This window comes from Brevundimonas sp. Br13, assembly GCF_055391505.1.
On the sequence record NZ_AP044008.1, the window covers coordinates 2,421,108 to 2,446,568 of the forward strand.

Annotated in this window: 24 protein-coding genes, 3 tRNA genes, 1 pseudogene and 1 riboswitch; of the genes and pseudogenes, 10 read left to right on the forward strand and 18 right to left on the reverse strand. The window is 65.6% G+C overall.

Features of this window, described 5'->3' with window-relative positions:
- Positions 1–45 precede the first annotated feature (45 nt).
- Entirely contained in the window at positions 46–525 is a 480-nt protein-coding gene (locus tag ACZ5M6_RS11855) for a sensor histidine kinase (protein ID WP_336967203.1), read from the forward strand.
- Positions 526–603: 78 nt separating this feature from the next.
- Here ACZ5M6_RS11855 and ACZ5M6_RS11860 read toward each other — a convergent pair whose 3' ends face one another.
- The 4 genes from ACZ5M6_RS11860 to ACZ5M6_RS11875 all read right to left on the reverse strand — a co-directional run bounded on the left by ACZ5M6_RS11860 (position 604) and on the right by ACZ5M6_RS11875 (position 7,912).
- Positions 604–1,608 carry an amidohydrolase family protein gene (locus ACZ5M6_RS11860; RefSeq protein ID WP_054765934.1) on the reverse strand — a complete coding sequence of 335 codons (1,005 nt, stop codon included), beginning with the start codon at positions 1,606–1,608 and terminating at the stop codon, positions 604–606.
- A 24-nt stretch (positions 1,609–1,632) separates the two neighbouring features.
- Complete coding sequence (locus ACZ5M6_RS11865; RefSeq protein WP_464158732.1) at positions 1,633–3,573, reverse strand: S9 family peptidase; 1,941 nt, start codon at positions 3,571–3,573, stop codon at positions 1,633–1,635.
- 92 nt (positions 3,574–3,665) lie between these two features.
- Positions 3,666–6,350, reverse strand: a complete 2,685-nt coding sequence (locus tag ACZ5M6_RS11870; protein WP_464158733.1) for a TonB-dependent receptor domain-containing protein — start codon at positions 6,348–6,350, stop codon at positions 3,666–3,668.
- Between the two features lie 175 nt (positions 6,351–6,525).
- A riboswitch (glycine riboswitch) is annotated at positions 6,526–6,613 on the reverse strand.
- A 207-nt stretch (positions 6,614–6,820) separates the two neighbouring features.
- Positions 6,821–7,912, reverse strand: a complete 1,092-nt coding sequence (locus tag ACZ5M6_RS11875) for an ABC transporter substrate-binding protein (protein WP_464158734.1) — start codon at positions 7,910–7,912, stop codon at positions 6,821–6,823.
- Between the two features lie 53 nt (positions 7,913–7,965).
- Between ACZ5M6_RS11875 and ACZ5M6_RS11880 the strand changes: the two genes are divergently transcribed.
- From ACZ5M6_RS11880 to cml, 3 genes are all read left to right on the forward strand, one after another.
- Positions 7,966–8,628, forward strand: a complete 663-nt coding sequence (locus tag ACZ5M6_RS11880; RefSeq protein WP_054765938.1) for a response regulator — start codon at positions 7,966–7,968, stop codon at positions 8,626–8,628.
- Positions 8,625–10,010 (forward strand): sensor histidine kinase N-terminal domain-containing protein, encoded by a 1,386-nt coding sequence (locus tag ACZ5M6_RS11885; protein WP_182713108.1) that lies wholly within the window; start codon positions 8,625–8,627, stop codon positions 10,008–10,010. Before ACZ5M6_RS11880 ends, ACZ5M6_RS11885 begins: the two co-directional genes overlap by 4 nt.
- 394 nt (positions 10,011–10,404) lie before the next feature.
- On the forward strand, positions 10,405–11,586 hold the full coding sequence (gene cml / locus ACZ5M6_RS11890) for a CmlA/FloR family chloramphenicol efflux MFS transporter (RefSeq protein ID WP_182713109.1): 1,182 nt from the start codon (positions 10,405–10,407) through the stop codon (positions 11,584–11,586).
- Positions 11,587–11,640: 54 nt separating this feature from the next.
- Here the strand turns inward: cml and ACZ5M6_RS11895 are convergent, their stop codons facing one another.
- Positions 11,641–12,549, reverse strand: a complete 909-nt coding sequence (locus ACZ5M6_RS11895; RefSeq protein ID WP_464158735.1) for a LysR family transcriptional regulator — start codon at positions 12,547–12,549, stop codon at positions 11,641–11,643.
- A gap of 79 nt (positions 12,550–12,628) precedes the next feature.
- Here ACZ5M6_RS11895 and ACZ5M6_RS11900 point away from each other — a divergent pair, with 79 nt between their 5' ends.
- The 3 genes and pseudogenes from ACZ5M6_RS11900 to ACZ5M6_RS11910 all read left to right on the forward strand — a co-directional run.
- The gene (locus ACZ5M6_RS11900; protein ID WP_464158736.1) at positions 12,629–13,072 is read left to right on the forward strand and encodes a VOC family protein; all 444 of its coding nucleotides are present in this window, start codon (positions 12,629–12,631) and stop codon (positions 13,070–13,072) included.
- Between the two features lie 96 nt (positions 13,073–13,168).
- Positions 13,169–13,645, forward strand: coding sequence for a hypothetical protein (locus tag ACZ5M6_RS11905; RefSeq protein ID WP_336967209.1), 477 nt, complete (start codon positions 13,169–13,171; stop codon positions 13,643–13,645).
- Between the two features lie 318 nt (positions 13,646–13,963).
- Positions 13,964–14,401, forward strand: a pseudogene (locus ACZ5M6_RS11910) (M13-type metalloendopeptidase); the annotation flags it as partial.
- A gap of 225 nt (positions 14,402–14,626) precedes the next feature.
- On the opposite strand, the gene trhO reads toward ACZ5M6_RS11910, so the two are convergent.
- The 9 genes from trhO to ACZ5M6_RS11955 all read right to left on the reverse strand — a co-directional run bounded on the left by trhO (position 14,627) and on the right by ACZ5M6_RS11955 (position 19,952).
- Positions 14,627–15,586 carry an oxygen-dependent tRNA uridine(34) hydroxylase TrhO gene (trhO, locus tag ACZ5M6_RS11915; protein ID WP_464158737.1) on the reverse strand — a complete coding sequence of 320 codons (960 nt, stop codon included), beginning with the start codon at positions 15,584–15,586 and terminating at the stop codon, positions 14,627–14,629.
- A 31-nt stretch (positions 15,587–15,617) separates the two neighbouring features.
- Positions 15,618–15,694, reverse strand: a tRNA-Arg gene (locus tag ACZ5M6_RS11920).
- 17 nt (positions 15,695–15,711) lie between these two features.
- Positions 15,712–16,017 (reverse strand): ETC complex I subunit, encoded by a 306-nt coding sequence (locus tag ACZ5M6_RS11925; RefSeq protein WP_054765943.1) that lies wholly within the window; start codon positions 16,015–16,017, stop codon positions 15,712–15,714.
- A gap of 78 nt (positions 16,018–16,095) precedes the next feature.
- Positions 16,096–16,172, reverse strand: a tRNA-Pro gene (locus ACZ5M6_RS11930).
- A 46-nt stretch (positions 16,173–16,218) separates the two neighbouring features.
- Positions 16,219–16,698 carry a DUF192 domain-containing protein gene (locus ACZ5M6_RS11935; RefSeq protein ID WP_054765944.1) on the reverse strand — a complete coding sequence of 160 codons (480 nt, stop codon included), beginning with the start codon at positions 16,696–16,698 and terminating at the stop codon, positions 16,219–16,221.
- Between the two features lie 19 nt (positions 16,699–16,717).
- Positions 16,718–17,260: a cold-shock protein gene (locus ACZ5M6_RS11940; RefSeq protein WP_464158738.1), complete on the reverse strand. Its 543-nt coding sequence runs from the start codon at positions 17,258–17,260 to the stop codon at positions 16,718–16,720.
- 233 nt (positions 17,261–17,493) lie between these two features.
- Positions 17,494–17,568: transfer RNA gene (locus ACZ5M6_RS11945), tRNA-Glu, on the reverse strand.
- A 95-nt stretch (positions 17,569–17,663) separates the two neighbouring features.
- The gene (gene recJ / locus ACZ5M6_RS11950) at positions 17,664–19,475 is read right to left on the reverse strand and encodes a single-stranded-DNA-specific exonuclease RecJ (RefSeq protein WP_464160124.1); all 1,812 of its coding nucleotides are present in this window, start codon (positions 19,473–19,475) and stop codon (positions 17,664–17,666) included.
- 39 nt (positions 19,476–19,514) lie between these two features.
- Entirely contained in the window at positions 19,515–19,952 is a 438-nt protein-coding gene (locus ACZ5M6_RS11955) for a hypothetical protein (protein WP_464158739.1), read from the reverse strand.
- Between the two features lie 130 nt (positions 19,953–20,082).
- Here ACZ5M6_RS11955 and phaC point away from each other — a divergent pair, with 130 nt between their 5' ends.
- Both phaC and ACZ5M6_RS11965 read left to right on the forward strand, forming a co-directional pair.
- Entirely contained in the window at positions 20,083–22,095 is a 2,013-nt protein-coding gene (gene phaC, locus ACZ5M6_RS11960) for a class I poly(R)-hydroxyalkanoic acid synthase (protein WP_464158740.1), read from the forward strand.
- Positions 22,092–22,469 (forward strand): hypothetical protein, encoded by a 378-nt coding sequence (locus ACZ5M6_RS11965; RefSeq protein WP_228184286.1) that lies wholly within the window; start codon positions 22,092–22,094, stop codon positions 22,467–22,469. The genes phaC and ACZ5M6_RS11965 overlap by 4 nt, the downstream gene beginning before the upstream one ends.
- Here the strand turns inward: ACZ5M6_RS11965 and msrB are convergent.
- From msrB to rplM, 4 genes are all read right to left on the reverse strand, one after another.
- Positions 22,466–22,963 carry a peptide-methionine (R)-S-oxide reductase MsrB gene (gene msrB, locus ACZ5M6_RS11970; protein ID WP_054765952.1) on the reverse strand — a complete coding sequence of 166 codons (498 nt, stop codon included), beginning with the start codon at positions 22,961–22,963 and terminating at the stop codon, positions 22,466–22,468. The two genes, ACZ5M6_RS11965 and msrB, sit on opposite strands and share 4 nt — an antisense overlap.
- Positions 22,964–23,014: 51 nt before the next feature.
- Positions 23,015–23,953 (reverse strand): N-acetyl-gamma-glutamyl-phosphate reductase, encoded by a 939-nt coding sequence (gene argC / locus ACZ5M6_RS11975; protein ID WP_054765953.1) that lies wholly within the window; start codon positions 23,951–23,953, stop codon positions 23,015–23,017.
- A 103-nt stretch (positions 23,954–24,056) separates the two neighbouring features.
- Positions 24,057–24,548, reverse strand: coding sequence for a 30S ribosomal protein S9 (gene rpsI / locus ACZ5M6_RS11980; RefSeq protein WP_054765954.1), 492 nt, complete (start codon positions 24,546–24,548; stop codon positions 24,057–24,059).
- Between the two features lie 2 nt (positions 24,549–24,550).
- Positions 24,551–25,027, reverse strand: coding sequence for a 50S ribosomal protein L13 (gene rplM / locus ACZ5M6_RS11985; RefSeq protein WP_054765955.1), 477 nt, complete (start codon positions 25,025–25,027; stop codon positions 24,551–24,553).
- Positions 25,028–25,285: 258 nt separating this feature from the next.
- Here rplM and ACZ5M6_RS11990 point away from each other — a divergent pair, with 258 nt between their 5' ends.
- Positions 25,286–25,459, forward strand: coding sequence for a hypothetical protein (locus ACZ5M6_RS11990; RefSeq protein WP_464158741.1), 174 nt, complete (start codon positions 25,286–25,288; stop codon positions 25,457–25,459).
- The last annotated feature ends 2 nt before the right edge of the window (positions 25,460–25,461 follow it).

The following is a 25,461-nucleotide window of genomic DNA, read 5'->3' on the forward strand; positions in this document are numbered from 1 at the left end:
GCGGATGATCGCCATCAATGAGGAGCGCCAGCGCCTGGTGCCGACATGCACGACGGAGTCGGCGGCCATCTGGTCTCGCTGGCCCAGTTGAGAGGCGGCGCGCCCGATGTCGAAACCCTGCGCCAGGGCGTGCGGATCGCCATCGACGATCTGCGGCTGATCATCGACTCGATGAATGGCGTGGATGACTCGCTGGAGGTCGCCATCGCCATTTTCTATGAGCGCATGGCGCCCCGCCTGCGTCTGGTGGGTATCGAACTGACCTGGACCGCCGCGCCGGGCGCGCCCGTCGAGGGTTTCAGTCCGGAGGCCAGGATCAACATCTACCGTATTCTTCAGGAGGCGATCACCAACGCGGTCAAACACGCCCAGGCGTCCCGCGCGGACATCCGCCTTGAGAGCGAGTCCGAGGCCGTCGTCATATCGGTCTCGGACGACGGCATGGGCCTGCCGCCAAGGCTGCGGGATGGCGGCAAGGGCCTGCCCAACATGAAACGCCGCGCGGAACGGATCGGCGGAACCTGAATCTGGTCCCGCTGAACCCCGGACTTTCAGTTCGGCTGCGGGCGCCCCTGCCCACCTGGTTCGCACGCCGCCCGGAGATTATGCCCCAGTTTTTAGCTCGACCTGCCTCAGCCGTAACGCCTCGGCCTCGTCTGAAGTCAGCGGCAACAAGGCCATGGCGTCGTTCAGATAGGCGTCCAGAGGGCCCGAGAACGGCCAGTCGGATCCTGGTACGAACCGATCGACGCCGATCCGTCGCATCAGATCGACCAGCCTTTCGCGATCTCCGGGCGGCGTGTCGGCGTCGAAGACCTGGGCCAGGTCGAAATAGAGGTCTGGAAAACGCTTGGGATCCGTCGCCAGCGACTGCCGGAAGGCCTCCAGCGCGTCCCAAGTGTTCGCATCCAGTCCGCCCCAGCCGCCCGAATGGGCGATGACCACCGGGACGCCGCGAGCATGGGGCAGAACCTGTTCGACAAAGATGCGCACATCCTGGGCGCCATAGTCGGAGGCGCGGGTTCGCATGTGGATCATGATGGTCAGGCCGGCGCCCGAGGCGGCGTCGAAGACGGCGGCAAGACGGCGAACCTGACCGGGGTCGCGAAGATCGACGCCCGAGTTGGTCAGATGCAGCTTCAATCCCTTTGCAAAAGGCTCGCCTTTCCACGCTTCGATTTCGGCCAGAGCCTCGGGCGCCAGCGGATTGACCGAGATGAAGGCGACCAGCCGCTCGGGATGCGCGGCCGCCGTGGCCACGGTGAAGGCGTTGGCGGCATGAACGCGGTCGGCCGCGTCGGCCAGCGGCGGAACCATCATCGGGCTCTCGGCCAGATAGGCCGTGGACATGATCCAAGCCGTCTGGACGCCCGTCTGGTCCATATCCGCCAGAAGATCTTTGGCCGTCAGTGGTTTGACGAAGGCCGGATCGCAGGCGCTGATCCGCCCCGGACTGTCGCAATAGGCCGTCAGAATCTCCCGAATGGGCGGGGCGTGGACATGGACATGATGGTCGGTACGAACCGGAAGACGGGTCTGGGACGTGGCGGGCGCCGCGGCGAGCACGACCAGGGCCGCGCTCGCCGCGACAAGGCGTTTGAAGAACATGGAGCGTGACTGGAACTGTGTCGCCTAGCGCGCCGCCTCGCCCAGCAGGGTCTGTTTCCAGAACAGAAGGCTGGTCCAGAAATAGTAGTCCTCGTTCTCCTTCTTGTGGAAGCCGTGGCCCTCGTTCTGGGCCAGCAGGTGCCAGGCCGTGCCTCCGCGGCTGCGGACTGCGCTGACGATCTGGTCGGCTTCGGAGGCCGGGACGCGGGGATCGTTTCCACCGGTGGCGACCAGAAGCGGAATGGTGATCTTGTCGACGCTGGTCAGGGGGGAGATGGCTTGAAGCTGGGCGCGCTGAGCCGGATCCCGTTCGTCGCCGTATTCCACCCGTCTCAGGTCGCGGCGATACGACTGGGTGTTTTCCAGGAAGGTGACGAAGTTGGAGATGGCGACATAGCAGTTCGCCCCCTTCAGCCGGTCGCTGTAATGCACGGCGGCGGCGTAGCACATGTAGCCGCCGTAGGAGACGCCGGTGACGGCGAAGCGCGAGGCGTCAAGGGTGGGATCGACCTCGAGCGCGTCCAGGAAAGCGCCGATGTCCTTGACCGAATTCTCGCGCTGGAACGGGCCGTTGTCCAGATTGACGAACCGGGTGCCGAAGCCGGACGAGCCGCGCACGTTCGGGAAGAAAAGGGCCACGCCCATCTCGTTTAACAGATAGTTCTGCGCGCCCAGGAAATCGGGGCGCGTCTGGCCTTCAGGACCGCCGTGGATATCGACAATCAGCGGCCGCTTGCCGGGGAATTTGGCGGGGTCGGGCCGGTAGAGGAAGCCGGACACCGTCTCGCCGTCGAAGCTCCTCACCTCGACCAGTTGCGGCTCGACGTTGACAGCAGGGTCCAGACCGCCCGTCTCGCTATAGGTCCATTGGGTGACGGCCAGGGTGGTCGGATCGACGGAGAAGGCGTCGCCGGAGACGCGCGCGGACGACAGGCTGAGACCGATCGCGCCCCATGGGGCGATGTCGATGGCCGGGCCGATGCTGTAGGGGATGACGCCTTCCGGCAGACCTGTGACGACCCGGACGGCGCCGGTCGCGACATCCATAACCTTCAGCCGCGATATCCCAGCCTCGTTGACCGCATAGGCGATGAAGCCGCCGTCCGGAGCGACGGCGTAGTCGCTGACATCCCAGCGAGCTTCAGTGCTGACCGGAACAAAGCCGTTCCGCACGATCCGCCCCAGACGCAGGAAGTCGGAATCCTTGTTCGAGGTCGCCCAGACGGCGCCGTCGGGCCCGTACTGAGGATCGACATAGGAGACCTGCGCGACAGGGTCAGTCAGCGGCGTCATCCGGCCCGAGGCGAGGTCCAGCTCATAGACAACGGCCCTATTGATCGACATCCGGTTCAGGACCAGGGCCTTGGTCCCGTCCCTGGAGAAGTCGGCGATGTTCCAGCCGCCGCCGGACACCTGGGCCACCAGACGGTCGGTCGAGGGGTCGGAGGGATCGACCACATAGAGGTCCATGTCCGCGCCGTTGCGACGCGATGAGGCGTAGCCGACCCGCTTGCCGTCCCGACTCCAGGCGCCGAACCAGTTGCGGCTCTTGCCGTCCGTAATCAAGCTCAACCGACCGGCGGCCAGGGTGTAGAGTTGATAGAATTCGTCGCCCCCATTGTCCTTCTGGACAAGAAGGGTCTGACCGTTCGGCGACAGGGCGCCGGCCAGGATCGGCTCGGCCTCGAAACTGATCTGGGTCCGGGCGCCGTCAGGAGCGGCGACGACGTGAAGCTGATCCGTGGCGCCGAACCGGGTCTTGATCAGCATCGACTGATCGGCGGCGTTCCAGCCCAGGAAGGTCGCACGGCGCGTCTGAAGATAGGGCTGGCTCGCCGCGACCAGGTCGTCGGGCACGGCGGGAAGGCCGTCGGCGACGATGGCGGCGGGCTTGGGCGCCTCGGCCAGGGCCGCAGGAGCGACGCTCAGGGCGAGCAGGAGAGCCATCGGCAGACGGGAAATCATGACACAGACCGTGTGAAAAATGGAGGAGCAGAAGGGGAGATCGCCGGCCCAATGGAGGAGCGGGGCCGGCGATCCGGAGCGCAGAACCAGAACTAGAAGCGGTACCGCGCGCCAACCGTGACGTACCGACCGATGACGTCGTAATACGGCGAATAGAGCGACCCGACCGGCGGGTCCTTGTCGAACAGGTTGGTCGCATTGGCGTACAGCTCGACCCCGTTTGCGCCGTAGTGCGCCAGGTCGGCCGTCAGCCCTAGATCGACATAGGTGAAGGCGTCGATGTGGTTGTTCGAGATGGCGACGGTGCTGTTGTAGTCGCCCGCCGAGATGTAGCGCGCGCGCAGGTTCGCGCCGAACACCTCGCCCTTCCAGCCGAGGCTGGCGTTGACCCGCAGCTTGGGTACGCCCAGGCCGAAAGAATAGCCCTGGGATTCGACATATTCGATCTTGGTCACGCCGTCGTCCGTGGTCAGGCTGTTCACCCAGGTGCCGACCAAGCGCATCATCACCCGGCCCGTCGCGCCCGGAACCCAGAGGTCGGCGTCGGAGGCGTAGGAGGCCTCGGCGTCGATCCCGTCCGTGTGGTACTCGGCCAGGTTCACATAGGTGGACATGGTGCGGACCAGATTGCCCGCCGAGTCGCGCTCGACCTTGGAGCAGAGGTCGAGGTTGCCGTTGTAGCAGCGGTTGACCAGATCCTGCGGCGCAATCGTCGTTATCACGTCGTCGATCTTGATGTCGTAATAATCCAGCGACAGGTTCAGGCCTGGGATCGAAGGCGGCGAATAGGTGACGCCCAGGGTCAGTGTATCGGCGGTCTCCGGGCGGAGGTTGGGATTACCGCCGCCGTTGTTCAGCGTATAAACTAAAGCCCCGTTCTTGGCCGGGTCATTGATGTTGTTCCAGCCGGTGGTGGTGGTGGTGAACAGCTCCGAAAGATTGGCCGAACGGATATCGCGCGACTGAGTCACACGGCCGCGGAAGCCGGGGAAGAACTCGTTGGTGGCGCCAACCTTCCAAGACCAGATCGAGCCCGTGGTGTCGTAGTCCGAGATGCGAGCTGCAGCATTGAACTGCAGGTCGTTCAGGATCGGCAGATCCTTGACGATCGGGACCAGGACTTCGGCGAAGGCCTCCTTCACGCTGAACTCGCCGGACATGGCCGAGAAGCTGAACGTCTTGAAGGCCTTGGCCGCGTCCAGCTCGCCGATGCGCTGATCGGTCTGCTCCTTGCGGGCTTCCAGGCCGACGGCGATCGACACGTCGCCGGCCGGCAGGCTGAAGGGCTCGCCACGCAGGCTGACGCCGGCGACGTCCAGCTTGGTGGTGGCCCGCTGCTGAGGCGTGCCGGTGACATAGTCGATGGCTTCCTGAGACGGCGCGCCCAGGCCGAAGAGATTGATCGGCACGCAGCCCGAATTGGGATTGGTCAGGGTCACGCGGCAGACGGCTCGACCGCTCACGGGATCGATAACGGAATCGACCGCATTGGCGAATTCGGTCTTCAGCAGGAAACCGGGCGTATCGATATTATTCTCGAACTCGCCGTGGCTGTAGTAGGCGCCCCAGCGCCAGCTGTCGCCGAACTCGCCGTCCACAGCCAGAGTGGCCTGGGTGGTGACGCGCTCGAAATCGATCGTGGAATAGGACAGATCGGAGTTGAAACGTCCGAAGGTGAAGGACGTCTGGCCAGCGGCCGCCATCTGCTGCTTGATCGTGGACGACAAGAAGGCGTTGTCGATGCTGATGGTCAGGTCGCCGCGATCGTGATCGCCGAACCAGACATAGTCGTTCCACATCCGCGAGTGACGGACGTCAGCCGTAACCCGCAGCTTGTCATTGATCTCATAGACGGCGCTGGCCAGCCCGGTGTAGCGGCGCTGCGGCGTGACCAGGGGGCTGAGATCGTCATTGGACGGACCTTCGCCGCCGATCGAGTTGGTTCCGCTGACTGTGCCGTAATCGAAAGGCCGAAGCGTGCCGTCCGGGTTAAACACCTTACCGCGGTTCACGCCCGACAGGATCAGACCGCCGTAAGCGGCGTTGGCGAAACCGACGTCCGGCTGCAGGGCGCCGTTGACGGTGGCCCATCGGCCGATATTCGGGCGCGACGCTTTGGGGATGACGCCTTCGTTGTCGAGGTATTCGCCGCCGATGACGAAATGGCCGCGCCCGTCGGCGAAGTCTGCGCCCCAGGCGCCTTCGAACCGTTCCTGCTCAGCGTCGTCGTAGGAGGACACGCCGTATTCGGCGCCCAGCTTGCCGCCGGTGAAATAGCGATCGATGCCGATGTTCACGACGCCGGCGACGGCGCCTGAGCCCCAGGCGGCCGATGCGCCGCCCGTAACCACGTCGACGCTCTTGACCAGCACTGACGGCACGGCGTTCAGATCGTTCTCGCTGGACACGCGACGCCCATCGATCAGGACTAGGGTCCGGTTGATGCCCAAGCCGCGCAGATCGACCGGCGCATTGCCCGCACCGGTGTTGGTGCCGGTCGTCTGGGCCGATGTGGTGGCGCGGAATTGAGGCATGTCGTTGAGGGCGGCGGCGATATTCGGCCGCGCGCCAACCGACAGATCCTCGGCGGAAAGATGGATGGTCGGCGTCGGCGCCTCGAAGCCGGCGCGGTCGATCCGCGAGGCGGTGACGACGATGTCATCGACCGAGGCCGCATCCTCTGGAGCGCCCGCATCCTGGGCATGGACAGAGGTGGCGCAGGCCATCAGCGCGATGGCGCTGCAATAGTAGGTCAGGTTGCGATTAAGACGAGACAAAGCGAGATTCCTCATGGCGATGACGCCCCTCCCCAGGGTTGCCCAATGCGACCGGCGCTCTGCGGCGCCCGTTCGCCCCCGCTGTCATTGGGCCTGAGAGCTTCAGGCCGTTCGCCGACCCTTTCTCCTTCGGCGAGGCCGCATCCCCCGGATTCGACCTTCTCTCCAGCGTTCCTTCAGCAAGACGGTCCGTTTGCCTGAGCGTTTCCGGGGCGGTTGCGCCTTCGGCGTCGGCGGGAACCGATCTCTCCCGCCTTGCTGAAGCGAGTAAGATCGACCAACGAATGCCTGTCAAATCGGCACACCTCGCAAGGCTAATGCTTCTATTTTCACATTCATGCAATTACATGCCGCTTTTGAAGCGCGTCAGTCGTTTGTCGCCGAGCGACTATCGGTCACCGCAGGATCGGTGAAAGCGAGGTGACAGAAACACCGCCTTCAGAAGAAAGAGACTTATCCACAGGAAAGCCTTAGGGCGCCCTAGGGTCGTCCGGCGCCCGTTGCGCCGCCTGCATGGCGGCCCGCCAACGCTGCAGAAGCCCCTCGCGACGCGCCTGATCAAGATTGGCGAGCAAGGCCGGTCCCACACGGACCGGCCGAGCGCCGGGGATAGAGGTGCGACGCTCGGTAAGAATGTCGTCGCGAGCCGGGCGGACCCCCAGGCCGGCGATGATCCTCTGCCCTTCACGCGATAAAAGAAAATCCAGAAAAAGCCGGGCGGCGTTGGGGTGGGCCGCGTTGCGGGGTATGAAGGCCACGCGCGAGACGGACAGATGATAGTCCTCTGGCGTAACCAGGCCGATATCGGGCGCCCGGGCGACCCACGACGCCCCGTAAGACTGGTTCATATTGTAGGCGAAGGCCATGCGGCCCTCAGCCAGTTGGCCCATCATCCTTTGGCCGGACGTATCGGCACGCGGATGAGTAGACCCCAGGGCAGTCATCAGGGCCCAAGCGTCGGGATAGATCTGGATGTCGGCCGACAGTTGCAGAAGCGCCACCCCGCTGCGTTCGGCGTCATACAGGGTGACCCGGCGGAAAAACCGGTCCGCGTCGGTAGACAGCCGTTCGAGCAGTTGGGCGTGGCTGCGCGGCACGATCTCCGACGGCAACCGCCTGCGATTATAGGCGAAGACGACGGGCTCGGCCGTCACACCGAACGCCTGGTCTCGCCAGACCGAGCCGTCCGGCATGGCCGCCCGATGCGGCGATCGATAAACTTGGGCGTAGCCGTCATTGATCAGCTTGACCTGCACGTCCATCGCTGTGCTCCAGACCAGATCCGGCCCCTCCAGTCCGGAGGCGGCGCGGGACTGGACTCGGTTCGCGATCAGGGTCGAGTTGATGTCCTCGAGCCGCACCGCGATCTCGGGCCAGCGCCGTTGAAACGCCGCCAGCACAGGCCCCATCAGGCTAGTGTTCGTGAGGATGTGCAGCCCGCCCTCGCGCCTGGCCAGCCATCGGACGCGGGGCGCCGTCGCGACCCCGTCCGGCTCGCCCGCGCAGGCCGAAACCCCCGCCCCCGCGAGTCCGAGAAGCAGATGTCGGCGGTCCGTCTTCACCGGGGCGGGTTTCCCGCTATTGTACCGCTCATGATCCGCTCCTTCGCATCGCCATGAGAATACTGGTCGTCGAGGATGACAAGGCGCTTCAGCATTCGCTCGAGGCCAGCCTTCTGGCGGTCGGTTTCGAACTCCGCTCCACCGACAGCGGGGACCAAGCCCTTCATCTGGAAGCGACGGAGCGGTTCGACGCTGCCGTGTTGGACATCGGCCTTCCCGACATCGACGGTTTCGAGGTCCTGAAGGCCTTCAGACGGCGGGGATCGCAGACGCCCGTCCTCATGCTGACCGCGCGCGACGCCCTGGGCGACCGGGTGGCGGGACTGGATTTCGGCGCTGATGACTATCTCGTCAAACCCTTCGCCCCTTCGGAACTGATCGCCCGATTGAGAGCGATCGTGCGTCGACGCCAGGGTCGGGCGGCGGGCGCCGCGATCGTCGGCTCACTGGTCTGCGACTGGGACGCCGGCCGGGCCCAGGTCAATGACCGGGAGCTGTCGCTCCGTCCGCGCGAATGGGCGGCCCTGCGCGTTCTGGCCTCGCGCGCTGGCCAGGTGGTGGATCGGGAGTTGTTGGCGGCCGAAGTCTTTCCGCAGGATGAGGCTCCCTCGCTCAACGCCCTGGAGATCCATGTCGGTCGGCTGAGGCGCCAGTTGCAGCCTGACGGCCCCGCCGTGACCAATATCCGCGGTCGCGGCTATCGTCTCGATCCATGAGCGAGGCGCCCGGCTCGCGCCGCCCCCACAGTCTGGTGACACGTCTGCTGATCGCCCAGGTCGCGCCCCTGGCCCTGTTCGCCGTCGTGGTGCTGGCGGTCGGGGCTTGGACGGCCCACCGCGTGGTGGCGGAGACGGCCGACCGCCTCCTGGCGGGGGCGCTGCAGACCATCCGGGAAACGGTCTCGGTCGCCGACGGCAAGGTGACTGTCGATGTCGCGCCCTGGACTCTGGGCCTGCTCGACGGTCCCGAGCGGGACGCCGTCTTCTACAGTGTTCGCGAGGGCGGCCGACTGATCACAGGCTATGAGGAGTTGCCGCGCCTGCCCGACGCCTCGTCGGATGCTCCGATCTTCGCCGACCTGTCCGTCCGCGGCGTGCCGGTTCGCATGGCCCAGCAAACCCTGACGATCCCAGGAAGACCCGCCCCCGTCACCGTGTCGGTGGCTCAGAGCCTGGACTCGCGACGCGCCAGCCTGTTGGATCTATATCGCAGCCTGCTGCTGCCACCCACCCTGCTCGTCCTGTTGGCCGCGCTTCTGATCTGGCCGGCCTTGAAGTGGGGCCTCAACTCGCTCAAGCGGCTGATCGACGACCTGACGCGCCGCCCCGGTCCCCGTGCCGACTTCGCGCCCGCCGACATCGACCTGGCGCCCCGCGAATTCCAGCCGGTGCTGACCGCCTTCAACCATCTCCTGGCGCGGCTTGAGGCCTCGACGTCGGGGGTTCAGCGCTTCGCAGCCGACGCCTCGCACCAGTTGCGCACCCCGCTTTCGGTCGTGGCGGCCAATCTCGATCTGCTGGCGGGCGCGCCCAGGACCTGGACCGCGCGGGAGAGGCGTCTGATCGACGACTCCCGCGACGCGGTCGCCGGCATGACCCGGCTCGTCGGCCAGTTGCTTTCCACGGCCCGGGCTGACGGCGCCCGGATCAAGTCGTCTGCCGACCTGGGCCGGGCGGCGCGGCGCGCCTTTCAAATGGCTAAGGCGCGCCGGTCCGCCCCGAACGGCGCTCTACGCCTTCGTCTTCCGGCAGAGGCCGTGGTCGTTCTGGGCGCCGAGGACCTAATCGCTGAACAGATCCTCAATCTTATCGACAACGCCTTCCACCACGGCGCGCCGCCCGTCATCGTGCATGTGCGAACAACGGGCGCGGTCTGCGTCTGGGATCACGGCCCCGGCGTCGATGAGGCCGCCCTTCCCCGCCTTACAGACCGATTCTTCCGCGCCGCGCCCTCCCAGGCGTCCGGTTCCGGCCTCGGCCTCGCCATCGTTCGCACCTTGGCGGAGGCCCAAGGCGGGCAGTTCGGTTTATCCAACCGCAGCGGCGGGCGAAGCGGCCTCGTCGGGCGACTGACTTTCCAACCCAGTGCGGAAGAATGAGTCGTCCAAACGACAAGCCGTTCTGAAGGTGGACGCGCGCCACCGGATCGGGAGCGCCGTTCGCACCGACGGCGGCTGAAGGCGGCTTCGATCGATGTGCGGTTTAAGGCGGCTGCGCCGAAGACCCTCTCGCCAAGCCCCACCAGAGGGCTTTCGGTTTTGTCGGACAGCGCCCGTCGGCCGCCACAGCCCTGCGCGGCTTCGGTCGCTGGACCTTTGCTTTGTCTAGGTCCAGACAAAGCCTGACCAAGAAGACGCAGGAGGCGCCTGAGATGGGTGGCACGAAGGCCTCGGACGAATAGGCCGCAACGACGAACCCGTTGTTGCGGCGATCTGCTGACCTCCACCCGGCTGATCGCCGTCAAATCCAGCATTTGACGCGAAGCGATCCCTCATGTCCGACAACCGGCCCATTTGGGCCCACGCCCTTCCGACCGCCATCCTGCTGATGGCGCCCTTTGACCTGCTCGCCTCGCTGGCGATGGACATCTATCTGCCCGTGACGCCGGCCATGCCGGCCGCTTTGCAGGCCGATCCACCCGTCATCCAGCTCACGCTCAGCGTCTACCTCCTCGGCCTCGGCCTCGGGCAAGTCATCTTCGGCCCGCTCTCAGACCGGTTCGGTCGGCGGCCTGTGCTTCTGTCCGGCGCGCTCACGTTCGCGGTGACTTCGGGCCTGTTGGCGATGGCGGCGTCAGGCTGGGCGTTCGTCGTCCTTCGGCTTGCTCAGGCGATGGGCGCCGCGGCGATGCTGGTGGCGACCTTCGCGACGGTCCGTGACGTGTACGGCGACAAGCCGGAGAGTGTCCGGATCTATGGCCTGTTCAGCGCGATGTTGGCCTTTGTGCCCGCGTTCGGACCCGTGCTCGGGGCGCTCGTTTCAGCGCAGTTGAGCTGGCGGGCGATCTTCTGGTTCTTGGCCGCGTTGACGCTTCCGCCCCTGATGCACGCGCTTTGGCGGTGGACGGAAACGCGCCCTTTGGGCGAAGCCTCTCGCCCACGCCCGGGCCCCATTCTCCGCAGTTGGGCCTTCCAAATCTACACCTTGGCGTTTGGAGCCGCGATGGGGTCCTTCTTCGTCTACGTCTCGACGGCGCCACGCATTCTTGTCGAAAGGGTGGGACTGTCGGAGCTTGAGTTCAGCCTCGCCTTCGCCAGCACGGCTTTCGTCATGATCGTCGCATCCCATGCCGCTCGCCCTTGCTTGGACCGATGGGGGGTGGCGGGCGCCGTTCAGCGGGGCATGGGCCTGCTGCTCGCGAGCGCCCTGTGTTTCGGCGCGAGCGCCGCCTTCGGCGAGCCCTCCATAGGGAGCGTCATCCTCCCGTCTTGGATCATGGCAGTGGGGATCGTCCTGACCGTGTCCGTCTCGGCGAATGGCGCCCTCGAAGCCTTCGGCGATCAGGCGGGCCTGGCCGTCGCGCTCTACTTTGCGGGCCAGAGCCTGATCGTAAGCCTCGTTGGGACCCTGGCCGTGATCCTATTCAACGGCAGCACAGTTTGGCCTCTGGCCGCCTACACGCTGACACTGCCAACCCTCGTGCTACTGGGTCTCAACGCATCACGGAAATCCTGAAACCCAAGAGATCATCACGGATCGAACAGGCGGCTGCAGCTCAACGTCGCCAACTCAGGGCGTCGCCTGCGCTTCCGTCTCGATCTCGTTTCTGAGCCAACGCAGACCGTGATCATGGTCCCGCCGGTCATGCCAGACCTGGACAAGCGAAATACCGGCCAGGTCGATCGGCGGGGCCCCGAGGGTCAGACCGTCTTCCCGGCGCGCCTCAAGGCTTCGGCGCGCCGCCGTCACGATAAGGTCCGTCCCTCTGACAATCCGAGGGGCGACGGACCAGTGCGGCAGGGTGAAGATCACCCGACGAGCGTGGCCCAAGGCTTTCAAGGCGGCGTCCACCTCGCCCCTGTCGTCCGGCGACGCCGCCACCGCCACATGAGGTCGGGACAGATAGTCCTCCAAGGTCGCCGGCAGGCCCGCCGCCTCGTCGGCAAGACAGGCGAATTGATCAATGAAGAGATCCGAACCGCGCAAGCCCTCGTCCCGCACGCCCGGATAGACGCCGATCGCCAGATCGATCTCGCCGGACCGAACCGCCCCGAGGGCGGCCTCGCGGCCCAGGGACACGAGCCGCAAGGCCGCACCCGGCGCCGTTTCAACAAGGCGCCTGACCAGCCCCGGCAACAGAACCTCGGCGGCGTAGTCGGACATCGAGACCCGAAACGCCCGCCTGAGGGTCTGCGGACTGAAGACCTCATCCCGCAAAAGCCCTCCGAGCACGGCGAGGGCCTCGCCAAGGGGCGCGGCCAACGCCTGTGCGCGCGCGGTCGGCTCCAGCCTCCCGGCTCTGCGAACCAGGATCGGGTCATCAAGCAGAGCCCGAAGACGCGCCAGAGCGTGGCTGACGGCGGGCTGGGTCTTGTTCAGCCTCAGCGCTGCACGGGTCACATGGCGTTCAGAAAGCAAAGCGTCCAAGACCACGAGCAGGTTGAGATCAATGCCGGCGAGTTCATTCGTCATACGCATGATCTCCATATTAAATATCCATTTCCATGCGGAATGCGAATAAATGAAGATTGGCGCGCAATCACCAAGGGAGCGCCCGATGTCCGATACACCCTCCTTAGACCGCGGCCTGAGCCACATCGCCCTGGTCGTCCGTGAAATGGACCGCAGTCGTGAGTTCTATGAAACCTTCGCCGGCTTGCGGCTGGTGCATGAACGCCGTGCGGAGGGCCGTATCAGCCGCGTCGCCTGGCTGGCCGATCCCCACACCGCGTTCACGGTCGTGCTGGTCGAATCAAACCAGCTCGACGACACGCCGCTCGGTCCCTTTGGGCACATTGGACTGGCGTGCCGGGATCAGGGCGAAGTGGACCGTCTCGCGGACCTCGCCAGGCGCAGGGGCATCCTGCGGTCTCCGCCCGTTCAAAGCCCGCCTCCGGTCGGCTACTGGACTTACATCAGCGATCCAGAAGGAAATACGCTGGAGCTATCCTTCGGACAGCAGATCCGATTCACGGGTCTTCAGGGCGCCGAAGGACATTGAGCCGAGCGGCAGCGAGGCGCGCCTCAGCATCGGATTGACTCTCGCGCTATTTACGAAATTGTAGGTAGTCAATCAGCGCGTGTAGAGGAGGTATCGATGCTGAGAACTACGCTCATGGCGGCCGCCGCCGCCTCCATGATCAGCCTTGTTTCGGCGGAACAGGCTCAAGCAGGCACCTTCTATCTGCCGCCCCCCGGGGTGACGGCGCCGGCGACCGGGACCGTCACCTTCCAAACCTTCATAGGACCGGTCACCTGCTCGGTGCGATCGAGCTGGCGAATGCAGAACAATGTGCCAAGCCTGGTCACGTCAACCCTGACGGGACCGAACTGCTTCCTGGTGACCCTGAATGGGTTTGGAAGTCTGGTCGCCCCCACGCCGTCCACCCTGCCGTCGGGGATTAACAGCCAGGTGATCCTGAACTGGAGTGTGTCAGGAGGATCCACCTGCATGTCCTCCATGTCGCCCGGAATCTTCGACAATCCGACTTCGACCGTCAGCTTCACGGGGTCTGGGGTGAGTTGCGTCGCCTCGGGAACCTTGACGTTTCCAGGGCTGACGCTTCTTCCTTAGGCGCGTCGAGCAAGTCGTCGCTGGCCGCCAAGCTCGAGAAGGCGGGTCCTGTCGTGTCAGGCAAGCCCCAGCGACGCGCGCGCAAGAAGCGAAAAACTCGGCAGTCTTATGCCCCCTCGACGATGTTCAGCGTCGTGACGGTCCCCTGAAAAATGCGTCTGGAGCGCATGTTGCAGCTTGGAGAACTCTGCCAACCGATAGCGCTCCGCATGGCTGACTCGTCCTTTTAGTCGCCATCATTACTGGGTGTGCGGTCTACTGAGCCAGAGAAGAGCGTAAGCCAAATCGTCGTATGGGGATTGCCTCGCACTCGCGGTAAGGCGGTCGCCGACCAGTCGCGCCGCATTCGACGCCAAGGCCGAACGGCTGGTCTCTCAATACGATAGCTATGAACCTCTACCCGGCGTTCACCTGGACGGGCGCCGATCTCTCGGCGAGAACCTCGCAGATTTGGTCGGGGTGACCCTGGCGCTTGATGCGCTCCGGCTGCATGCGGCGGAGACCGGGATGGAAATGAACGCCCGGTTGGACGGCTTCACCGCAGAGCAGCGCTTCTTTCTGAGATGGGCGCAGTTCTGGCGCACACAGCCAACTGAAGACGCCCTGAGGCGTCAGTCTCAGAACAGCTACCACTCCCCGGCCCGCCACCGCGTCAACGGCGTCGTCCGCAATCTCGACGCCTGGTACGCCGCATTCCATGTCGGGCCGGACGCGGCTCTGGATCGACCACCAGACGAAAGAGTGGTGGTTTGGTAGCGCCTCGGATTCACGATCAGAACTCGGCGCTTGCGAAAAGCGTATGCGCCCAACGTCGCCTTTGAGTCACGCCGCGTCATCCAGCCTGACCCCGGCTGATTAGAACTCATCCAGAGGCAATCCGAAAGGTGGGTACAGACGTGGGAACAATTCAAGATTGTGGCTTATGACATTGTTTTTATTTATTTAACCTACAAAGCGGACACTGCTTCCGCCGGCGCCCCGTCAGGCCGGATCCGTTCGCCCCAGATGCGCCTGCCCTCGCCTTCGGGCCAGCTCGATCTGTCTTTGCCGCTCCGCATAGCGCAGCCTCTGGGCGTCGTCGCGCGTGTCCCTGCAACGGTCGCAACAGACGCCTTCGATGAAATGGGGCGAGGCCCGCCCCGCCGCGTCCACAGGCATGCGGCAGCCCCGGCAAAGCGTGTGCTCGCCCCGGACCAGACCATGTCCGACTGACACCCGCTCGTCGAAAACGAAACAGTCGCCCCGCCACAGGCTGTCGGCGGGATCGACCTCTTCCAGATAGCGCAGGACGCCGCCTTCCAGATGGTGGACGTTCTCCACCCCTTCCGCTTTCAGAAAGGCGGTCGACTTTTCGCAACGAATGCCGCCGGTGCAGTACATGGCGACCCGCTGCGGCTTGCGTTCGTCAAGCAGCGCCCGGCCTTCCGTGCGGAACCAGTCGGGAAAGTCGCGGAAGCTTTGGGTGTTCGGCTGCACCGCCCCCTCGAAAGCGCCGATTTCGCCCTCATAGTCATTGCGGGTGTCGATGACCAAGGTGGTCGGATCAGCGATCAGGGCGTTCCAGTCCCGAGGCGCCACATAGACCCCCGCTTGGCGCGCGGGGTCGAGATCGGGCTGACCCATGGTCACGATCTCGCGTTTGATGCGGACCTTCATCCGAAGGAAGGGCGCCTCCCCCGTCCAGGCGTATTTGACGTCCAGATCGGCGAACCCCGGCAGGGCGCGGATCTCACCCAGCACCGCCTCAATCCCCGCCTCCGGCCCGGCGATCGTGCCGTTCAGCCCCTCGGTCGCAACCAGAAGCGTGCCCTTGACGCCGCACGCGTCGCAGACCGCCTGAAGCCGATCCCGCACCAAAACAAGCTTGCTCTCCCCTATCGGCGCAAACCGATACAGGGCGGCGACTCGAATCTGAGGAGAGGCGAAAGCGGGGTCTGTCATCGAGAAAGCTCTGATCGCCGCCGCCGGAGAATGGCGCGCCCTGTAGGACTCGAACCTACAACCGTCCGCTTAGAAGGCGGGTGCTCTATCCGGTTGAGCTAAGGGCGCCTGGCAAACGCCCGACGTCAGTGCGTCCAGGGCTGTTTGCGGTTGGTTGCGAAGTTGTCGGCATAGGCCTTGATGATCGTCGGCGCCTCGTGCGGCTCGTGCAGCCGGAACGGAATGCCGTGACGTTCGGCATAGGCGACGGCCTCTTCCTTCGAATCGAAGGTCAGGCGCACCTGGCCGTTCATGTCGGAGCTGCCCGTCCAGCCCATCAGCGGGTCGATTGTGCGGGCCGAGGCCGGTTCGAACTCCAGGCGCCAGTCGCGGCTCTTGGCCTTGCCGGACTGCATAGCGGTCTTGGCCGGGCGGTAGATGCGGGCGAGCATGGCGAAATCCCTAGTGATCGGCAGGTCCTGTGGACCTGCCATAACGCGCGCCGGACACGGAATCCAGCGGCCGTTCCATGGTCGGGGCGAGAGGATTCGAACCTCCGACCCTCTGGTCCCAAACCAGATGCGCTACCAGGCTGCGCTACACCCCGGACCGAACGGAGCGCTCTATTGGCACTTCAGCGCGCAATCCGCAAATCATGGCTTGAAATAAGGGTGCAAAACCTTGTCGCCGGGCTTGGCGCCGATCTCGGAGGCCCGCCCCGCGCGCAGTTCCAGAACCCCATTGGCGGCGCCGTTCGAGGGGATCGGCGTCTCGGAAAAGGGCGTGGCGTGCGAGGCGATGGAGACGATTCGCCCTTTCGGATCTATATAGAGAATGTCCAGCGAACTGGGGGTGTTGCGCATCCAGAAGCTCTGTTCGCGCGGCGGCTCTCCCGGCCATTGGAACAGCATGCCCTGATCGTCCGCCAACGGGGGACGGAACATCAGCCCGCGCTGCCGTTCGGGCTCATCGTCCGCAATCTCAACCCAGAAGGCGTGTTCGCCCGAGGCGGTGACGACCGCCAGCCGCTGCATCGGCTCGCCGTTGACGCCCACCGGCGCCTTGGCGGCGCACCCAGCCAGCGCCAGCGCCATCAAGCCGGCTGAAAACGCACGTCGCACCAGATCGACCATCCGCCCTCCGGGGCGACCTTCAGCCGCCCGTTCTGATTTCCGCCACCACCAGCCCCTTGGGGCCGCTGGCGAACCGCACCTGAACCGCGTCGCCGGGAACCAGATCGTCCAGTCCACAACGGCGCAGCGTCTCTATATGGACGAAGATATCGCCGGGTTCGCGATCACGCACGACGAATCCGTAGCCCTTGGTGCGATTGAACCATTTGACCACGGCGGGCTCCAGCGTCGCGCCGGCGTCAAGCGGCGGCGCCGGCTTGTCGGCCTCGGTACCGGGCCGTCTCGCCACCGCCGCGACGTCGCCGACGCCCAGGTCGTGAACCTGGACGGCCTGCCATCCCTTGGCGCGCCGCACGCAGTCGCACACGATGGGCGCGCCCTCTTCCGCATGGTCGCGCCCCTTGTCTCTCAGACTGCTGATGTGCAGCAGCACGTCCCGCAGATCGGTCAAAGTCGGATCGTCCGGAACGATGAAGCCATAGCCCTTCGTCGGATCGAACCATTTGACGCGACCGACGACACGAACGGTCTCCGCCGTTTCAATCCCGTGGTAATCAGTCAACCTAATACCCCCGCCCGCTCCTCTACGGACCCTTAGATTCCGTTTAACACTGTTCCGCGAATCTTTGGAAAGCGGAATCTGGCCGCAGGGGGTGGGAATGTTGAGCGAGGTTAGCAGAAACGTCTCGGTTGTGTCGCACAAACGACACCAATCCGGCGCGCCGCTCAACGATTGAATTGGCGAGGATTTCTATAGGCGAGGCGGCAGGCGGCCAGGCCCTCAGCTTCACCGCGTGGCAGTCCCTAGGGGAATCGAACCCCTCTTTTCAGGTTGAAAACCTGACGTCCTAACCGATAGACGAAGGGACCGCTGCGCGGGAGAGCCGGCGATATAGCCGCGCCCTCAAAAGGGTGCAAGCGCGGATTTCGAGTTTTTCAGCAGCCTGGTCTCGAAGCGGCGACCGTCATATGCGACGGGGATCGGCCACGTCCTCGATCTCGAACTGAACGCCGCGCCGGCCGTTCCAGTCGTCCGCCTTCAGACGACCGACGACATTCAGCCCCCCCTGGCCCGACAGCAGGGCCCGGCCGATCGGCAGATCGGCGCAACGCCAGGCCACCGCGCGGACGGACGCCCCGTCAGGACCGACCAGACGACAGCGCACATGACCGCCGCTCATCTGCACCGCCTCGCGGGCCTGGACCCCGCCCAGGGCGAAGACGGGCTCGGGATTGGCCGGACCGAACGGCGCCAGACGTTCGAACGAATCGAACAGATCGCGGCGAGCGGCGGCCGGATCGATCAGGGCGTCGATCTCCAGCACATCCATCGCCACGGCGTCTTCCCGTTCGCCGGACAGCCGCTCCGCCAGAAAGGCGGTCAGTTCGGCCAGTCGGCCGCCCTCGACCGTCAACCCGGCCGCCATGGCGTGGCCGCCCCCGGCCAGCAGCAGCCCTGCTTCCCAAGCCGCCTGGACCGCCCGGCCCAGGTTCATGCCGGGCTGGGACCGGCCCGACCCCTTGCCCAGTCCCGTCACCGGGTCCAATCCAACGACGATCACGGGCTTGCGCCAGCGTTCCCTCAGACGCCCCGCCACAATGCCGACCACGCCGGGATGCCAGTCTTCGCCGGCCACCACGATCACGGGCGTGTCATCGACGTGCGCCCCGCTCGCCTCCACCTTGCGCACGGCGGCGTCGGTCACAGCGCGCTCGACGTCGCGCCGAGACAGGTTCAGGGCGTCCAGCTCCAGCGCCAATTGCTGGGCCTCGGCCGGATCATCCGTCGACAACAACCGGGCCCCCAGGTCCGCGCGCCCGATCCGACCGCCTGCGTTGATGCGCGGTCCCAGGATAAAGCCGGCGTGATGGCTCTTGGCCGCGCCCTGTTCCGCGCCCGCGGCGGCCAGAAGCGCGCGCAGACCGGGATTTCTCCAGTCGCTCATCACCTTCAGGCCCAGACTGGTCAGGGCGCGGTTGAACCCGGTCAGGCCGGTGACGTCGCAGATGGCCCCCAGGGCGGCCAGGTCCAACCACTGCCGCAGGTCCGGCTCAGGCCGGTCGGCGAACAGGCCTCGCCGCCGCGCCTCGCGGTTCAAGGCGGCCAACAGCACGAAGACCACCCCGGCCGCCGCCAGATTGCCCTGACCTGAGTTGCAGCCGGGTCGATTGGGATTGACCACCGCCAGGGCCTGCGGCGGCTCCGACCGCATCAGATGGTGGTCGATCACCACGACCTTCAGGTCGATGGCGGCGGCATGGGCCAGAGCTTCGTTCGCGGCGGCGCCGCAGTCCACCGTGACGACCAGATCGGCCCCGGCCGCCTTCAGCGTGTCGAAGGCGCGCGCCGACGGGCCGTAGCCTTCGGTCAAGCGATCAGGGACGTACAGAGGCAGGTCGGCGCCCATGGCCCGGAACCAGCGCACCAGCAAGGCCGCGCTCGACGCGCCGTCCACATCATAGTCGGCGAAGACATGCACCCGAGCCTTGGCCAGCAGTGCATCGACGATCGCCTGGGCCGCCCTGTCCATATCCATGAAGCTGGACGGATCGGGGAAAAGCGCCCGCAGGGTCGGGGTCAGAAAATCCGCACCCTGATCGGCGCCCACGCCGCGCGCCGCCAGCGCCCGCGCCACGGGCTCGTCGAGACCGAGCCCCTGACGATGGGCGCGAATCAGGGCCGGGTCCGCCGGGCGTTGTCGCCAAGCCCGCCCGGACAGGGACTGGGACACGCCCAGAAAACCGCTGTCGATCTTGAAGCCGCCGTCGTCCGCCATCATCGCATCATCCGGGGATTCTCCGCCCCGGCGACCGCCTCATGGGATCGGTCGGCGATCGACCGGCGGCGGCGCCTTGGCGCGATCTCTCAGTTCCTGAGCGAAGGCCTCGATATCCGCCTGGGTGCGGGCCGCGTCGGGCGATACGGGAACGGCCCAAACCTGGGCGCGGACAGCCGCGGCTTCAGCCTCGGCGTCGGTCATCGTCCATTCGATTCGCGCCGCCTCCTGCGCAAGGGTCGAGCCCTCGGCCTGGAGCCGATCGATTGATCGCCCGACCTCAGCGACCTGCGGCAGATCGGTCGGGGCGGCGGGGAAATCACGCCAGCGCGGATAGTCTCGATTGGCGTCGACCAGCGCCTGGACGCGCGGCGCAATGGGCGAGGCGGGATCGGTGTCCAGACCCAGCGACCGCGCACAACCGCCCGAGGCTGCGATGAGGCCCGTCAGACAGACGACGGAGGCGGCTCGCCTCATTTTCGGCCCGCCGGCTTCATTTTAGATAAGTGCGCGTTCATTTCGAGGTTCGTCTTATGCCATCATCGTCCTCTGCGGAAGGGCGCGGGTTCGAACCGGCGTGACGCGCACAATAAGGTGGAGGAAACCAATGGCCCGCGCTCCCGAAGACAGCCCGCCCAAGCCGGGCGCACCCCGCACCGAGCCGACCCCGCGCAAGGCGGGACGCCCGACCTCGGCCAAGCCCCGCCCTTCAAAAGCCAAGACGGCCCCCAAGGCCGCGAAGGCCGCGAAGGCCGACGCATCGGAGGCTGCGGCCTCCGCCGCTAAGCGCGGTCCCAAGCCCGCTCCGGCGGATACGAGGCCGCCCGAAACCGAGGACGTCGCCCCGCCCTTCGGCGCCGACCAGGCCCAGTTGATCGAGACTCTGTCGATGAACCTGGCCAAGGCGGCGATGATGGCGCAGGGCGCCTTGGCCGAAGCCGCCCTGTCGCAGGCCGACCGTCCGGCGGCCTTGTCGCCCGACCCCTTCAACATCGCGCCCGCCCTGACGTCGATCATGGGCGGTCTGGCGGCGCGCCCCGAAAAGCTGTTTCAGGCCCAGGCCGATCTGTTCGGCCGCTACATGGACCTGTGGGCCGATACGGCGCGTCAGGCGGCCGGCGAACCGGCGAAGCCCGCCCCCGCCGACAAGCGGTTCAAGGATCCGGAATGGTCCGAGAACCCGATGTTCGACCTGATGCGCCGCTCCTATCTGCTGACGTCCGACTGGATGAACGGCCTGATCGCGGGGGTCGAGGACGTCGATCCGGCGGTGAAGCGGCGCGCCCAGTTCTTCACCCGTCTGCTGACGGACGCCTTTTCGCCGTCGAACTTCCTGGCGTCCAATCCCGTCGCCCTGAAGGCCCTGGCGGAGACGAGCGGCGAATCGCTGGTCAAGGGCATGCAGAACTTCGCCGCCGATCTGGAACGGGGCGCCGGATCGCTGCGGATCAGCCAGGCGGACTACGGCAAGTTCGTCGTCGGTCAGAACGTCGCCACCGCGCCGGGGCAGGTGGTCTGGCGCGACGATCTGTTCGAACTGATCCAGTACGCCCCAGCGACCGAGACCCAGCACCGGATTCCGCTGCTGATCTTCCCGCCCTGGATCAACAAATTCTACATCCTCGACCTTCAGCCGGGCAATTCCCTGATCCGTTGGCTGTCCAGCCAGGGTTTCACCGTCTTCGTCTGCTCCTGGGTCAATCCCGATCGCGACAAGGCGGGCTACGGGTTTGACGACTATCTGGAGAAGGGCGTCTACCGCGCCGTCGAAAAGACGCTGGAGCAGGCCGGGACCGATCGGCTCAACGCCGTCGGCTATTGCATCGGCGGTACATTATTGGGCGCAGCCCTGGCCCATATGGCGGCCAGGGACGATCAGCGGATCGCTGCGGCCACCTTCTTCGCCGCCCAGCACGATTTCGCCGAGGCCGGCGACCTCCTGCTGTTCACCGACGACCACTGGATCGCCGAGATCGAGCGCCAGATGGACGCCGCCGGCGGCGTCCTGCCGGGCGCGGCCATGGCCGACACCTTCAACGCCCTGCGGTCCAATGACCTGATCTGGTCCTTCTTCGTCAGCAACTATCTGTTGGGCAAGGATCCGCCGGCCTTCGACCTGCTGTTCTGGAACGCCGACCAGACCCGGATGCCCAAGGCCCTGCACCTGGCCTATCTGCGCCAGATGTACGGGGCCAACGCCCTGGCCCAGGGGGCGTTCAAGATCGGCGGGCTGACGGCGGACCTGTCCAAGGTGACGATCCCCCTCTATTTCCAGGCCAGCCGAGAGGACCACATCGCCCCGATGAACTCGGTCTATCGGTCCGCCAAACTGTTCGGCGGCGAGGACGTCACCTTCACCCTGGCGGGCTCGGGCCATATCGCCGGGGTCATCAATCCGCCGACGGCGAAGAAGTATCAGCACTGGACCAACGCCGAACTGCCCGACACCCTGGCCGAATGGCAGGCGGGCGCGGTGGAGGCGCCCGGCAGCTGGTGGGAACACTGGGCGGCCTGGCTGCGGGCGCGATCGGGCGAGCCCGTCGCGGCGCGCGATCCGTCGGCCGGCCCCCTGCCCCCGCTTGAACCCGCCCCCGGCGCCTATGTGAAGGTGAAGTCTTGAACCGTCTGGAACCCAACCTCATGCTGGCCTTCAGCACGGGCGTCGCCCTGGCGCTCTTGATCATGACGGCGACGGCGTTCGGAGCGCCGGGCCAGGCGGCGAAATATCTGATCACCGCCGTCGTCTGTTCGGCCCTGTTCGTCGCCTTCAACGGCGGGATGAACCGGCTTCTGAAACGCCCCACGCCCCAGCCGATGATCCATCCGGCCTCCGCAGCCTCCGCCGTCTGGGCCGGCCTGTTTCCCTTGGTGTTGATCTTCGCCGCCGCCGCGCCGGTCTTTCTGCCGGGTCATGACTATGGCCTCCTGATCCTAATCGCCTCGGTTTGGTTCGGCGTGGCGGTCGATTCCGCCATCCGGGCCAATCGAGCCTAGGCCGCAACGAACCTCAGGGCCGCGCCGTTGTTGCAATAACGCAGTCCGGTCGGGCGGGGACCATCGTTGAAGACGTGGCCTTGGTGTCCCAGGCAGCGGGCGCAATGATATTCCGTGCGAGGAATGCCGATCGCAAAATCGCGCTTGCGGCCGATGTTGGCGCCCATGACCTCATAGAAGCTGGGCCAGCCGGTGCCGGACTCGAACTTCCAGCTCGAGCGGAACAGGGGCAGGTCGCACCCCTTGCAGACGAAGGTCCCCCGTCGATGCTCATCGTTCAAGGGACTGGTGAAAGGACGTTCGGTCGCCTCATGCCGCAGAACCCGCCAGGCGGCGTCGCCCAGCCGCCGCCGCCATTCCGCGTCCGAAATCCGGCGATAGGGCGAGGCGGCGTATTGGGCCTCGCCCGCCGCCGTAGGCTCTGGCGAGCAGGCGGCCAGGGCGAGGACGCCGGTCAAGAGGCTGCGGCGATGGGGGAGCACGGACAGGGTCATGCTCTCAGTACGAAGGCGAGTCGGAAAAGGTTTCTCTCCCGTCCTCCAAGCTCAGTTCAGCCCGGTCGCCTCATCCAGTCCCAGCATGATGTTCAGATTCTGCACCGCCGCGCCTGACGCCCCCTTGCCCAGATTGTCCAGCAGGGCGACCAGGCGCGCCTGCTCTCCGCCCCGGTCGCCGAAGACGTGAAGACGCAGACGATTGGTGCCGTTCAGGGCCTCGGGTTCGATCCCCGTCAGGGCCTCGGTCTCTTCCAGGTCGGCGACCTCGACGAACGGCTGGCCCTCATAGGCTTCGACCAGGGCGCCGTGCAGCCGCTCGACCGACGGCGTCTCCGGCAGGGCGGACAGATGCAGCGGAACCTCGACCAGCATCCCCTGGCGATAGTTTCCGACGGCGGGAGCGAACAGGACGGGGCGCGACAAGCCCGAATGTTTGGTCATCTCGGGCACATGTTTGTGCTTCAGCGTCAGGCCGTAGGCGCGATAGGCGGTCGAGGCGTCGTCGGCCTCGAACTCTGCGATCATGGCCTTGCCGCCCCCGGAATAGCCGGACACCGCGTTGACCGTAACCGGCCATTCGGCCGGGACCAGCCCGGCCTTCACCAAGGGCCGCATCAGGGCGATGAAGCCGGTGGGATAGCAGCCGGGATTGGACACCCGTGTCGAGGCGGCGATCGCCGCGCGCTGGTCCGCATCCATCTCGGCGAAGCCATAGGTCCAGTCCGGATCGACCCGATAGGCGGTCGAGGCGTCGATCACCTTGACTGACGGATTTTCGATCATGGCCACCGCTTCGCGCGAGGCGTCGTCAGGCAGACACAGGATCACCGCATCGGCCGCATTCAGCGCTTGGCGCCGTGCGTCCACATCGCGCCGCCGGTCGCCCAGCAGCATCAGGTCCAGATCGCCACGCGCCTCCAGACGTTCGCGGATCTCCAGTCCGGTAGTGCCGGCTTCGCCGTCGATGAAAATGGTGTGGGTCGTCATAGGCTGCTCCCTGGCCGTCCCGCTCCTGCCGGAGGAGATGGGCAAGAAAAAGGGCGCTCCGGGTCTCCCCGAAGCGCCCCAAATCCAAACCGCATGAATGCGATCAGCGCTTCGAGAACTGGAAGCTGCGGCGAGCCTTGGCGCGGCCGTACTTCTTGCGCTCGACGACGCGGCTGTCGCGGGTCAGGAAGCCGTGCGGCTTCAGGACCTTGCGCAGTTCCGGTTCGAAATGCGTCAGGGCGTGCGACAGGCCGTGGCGGATGGCGCCGGCCTGGCCCGACAGGCCGGAACCTTCGACGGTGCAGATCACGTCATACTGGGTGGCGCGGTCCGACACGGTCAGCGGCTGGGCGATCATCATGCGCAGCACGGGACGAGCGAAATACTGCTCCTGGTCCTTGCCGTTGATGGTGATCTTGCCGGTGCCGGGCTTCACCCAGACGCGGGCGATGGCGTTCTTGCGCTTGCCGGTCGAATAGGCGCGGCCCTGGGCGTCCAGCTTCTGGACATAGACGGGGGCGTCGTTCTCGGCCGAGGCGGTCAGGCCCTTCAGGGCGTCGAAGCCGGTCGCGGTTTCGTTGGTCACGTCGGTCATGCTCAGACGCTCCGGGTGTTCTTGGGCGACGCCGACTTGAAGTCGATCGTTTCCGGTTGCTGGGCTTCGTGGTCGTGCTGGCTGCCGGCGAACAGGCGCAGGTGCGTCATCTGCTTGCGGGCCAGGGGGCTTTCCTTGGGCAGCATCCGCTCGACGGCCTTCTCCAGGACGCGCTCGGGGAAGCGGCCGCCCAGCACCTTTTCAGGCGTGGTCGACTTGACGCCGCCGGGGTGGCCGGTGTGGCGGTAGTAGATCTTGTCGGTGTTCTTCTTGCCCGTGAACACCACCTTGTCGACGTTGGTGACGACGACATAGTCGCCGCAATCGACGTGGGGGGTGTAGTCGCCGCGGTGCTTGCCGCGCAGACGGTTGGCGATGAAGGTCGCGAGGCGGCCCACCACGACGCCTTCGGCGTCGATGTGGATCCACTTCTTCTCGACCTCGGCCGGCTTCAACGAAGCCGTGGTGCTCTTCAGCATTGAGAGGATTCCTGGAGACGAAAATCGGGTTCGGCCCCGAGGGAACCGAATGAAGGCGCGCTGATACAGGAGGGCGGCGACGGCGTCAATCCAATCCAGGACATCCAGATTGTATCATCCATATGTAAACAAACGTCTTTTTTGATACGGTATTAAAATACCAGTACCGGACAGCGTCCTTTTGTTGTGAAATAACAGTCGTCGTCATCAAACCATGATCATTCGGAGTCATCGGAGGTCGTCCCTTGGAGCCCTCCCATGATCCTTCATCGCCGCAGCCTCATCGCTTCCAGCGCCGCTCTCGCGTTTTCCGGCCTGGCTCGCAATGTCCACGCCGCCGAAGAGGAAACCTATCTCAATGAGGTCGTCGGCTACGGCCCGCTCAAGCGCGACCCCAACGGGGTGCTGGACCTGCCCGAAGGCTTTTCCTAACG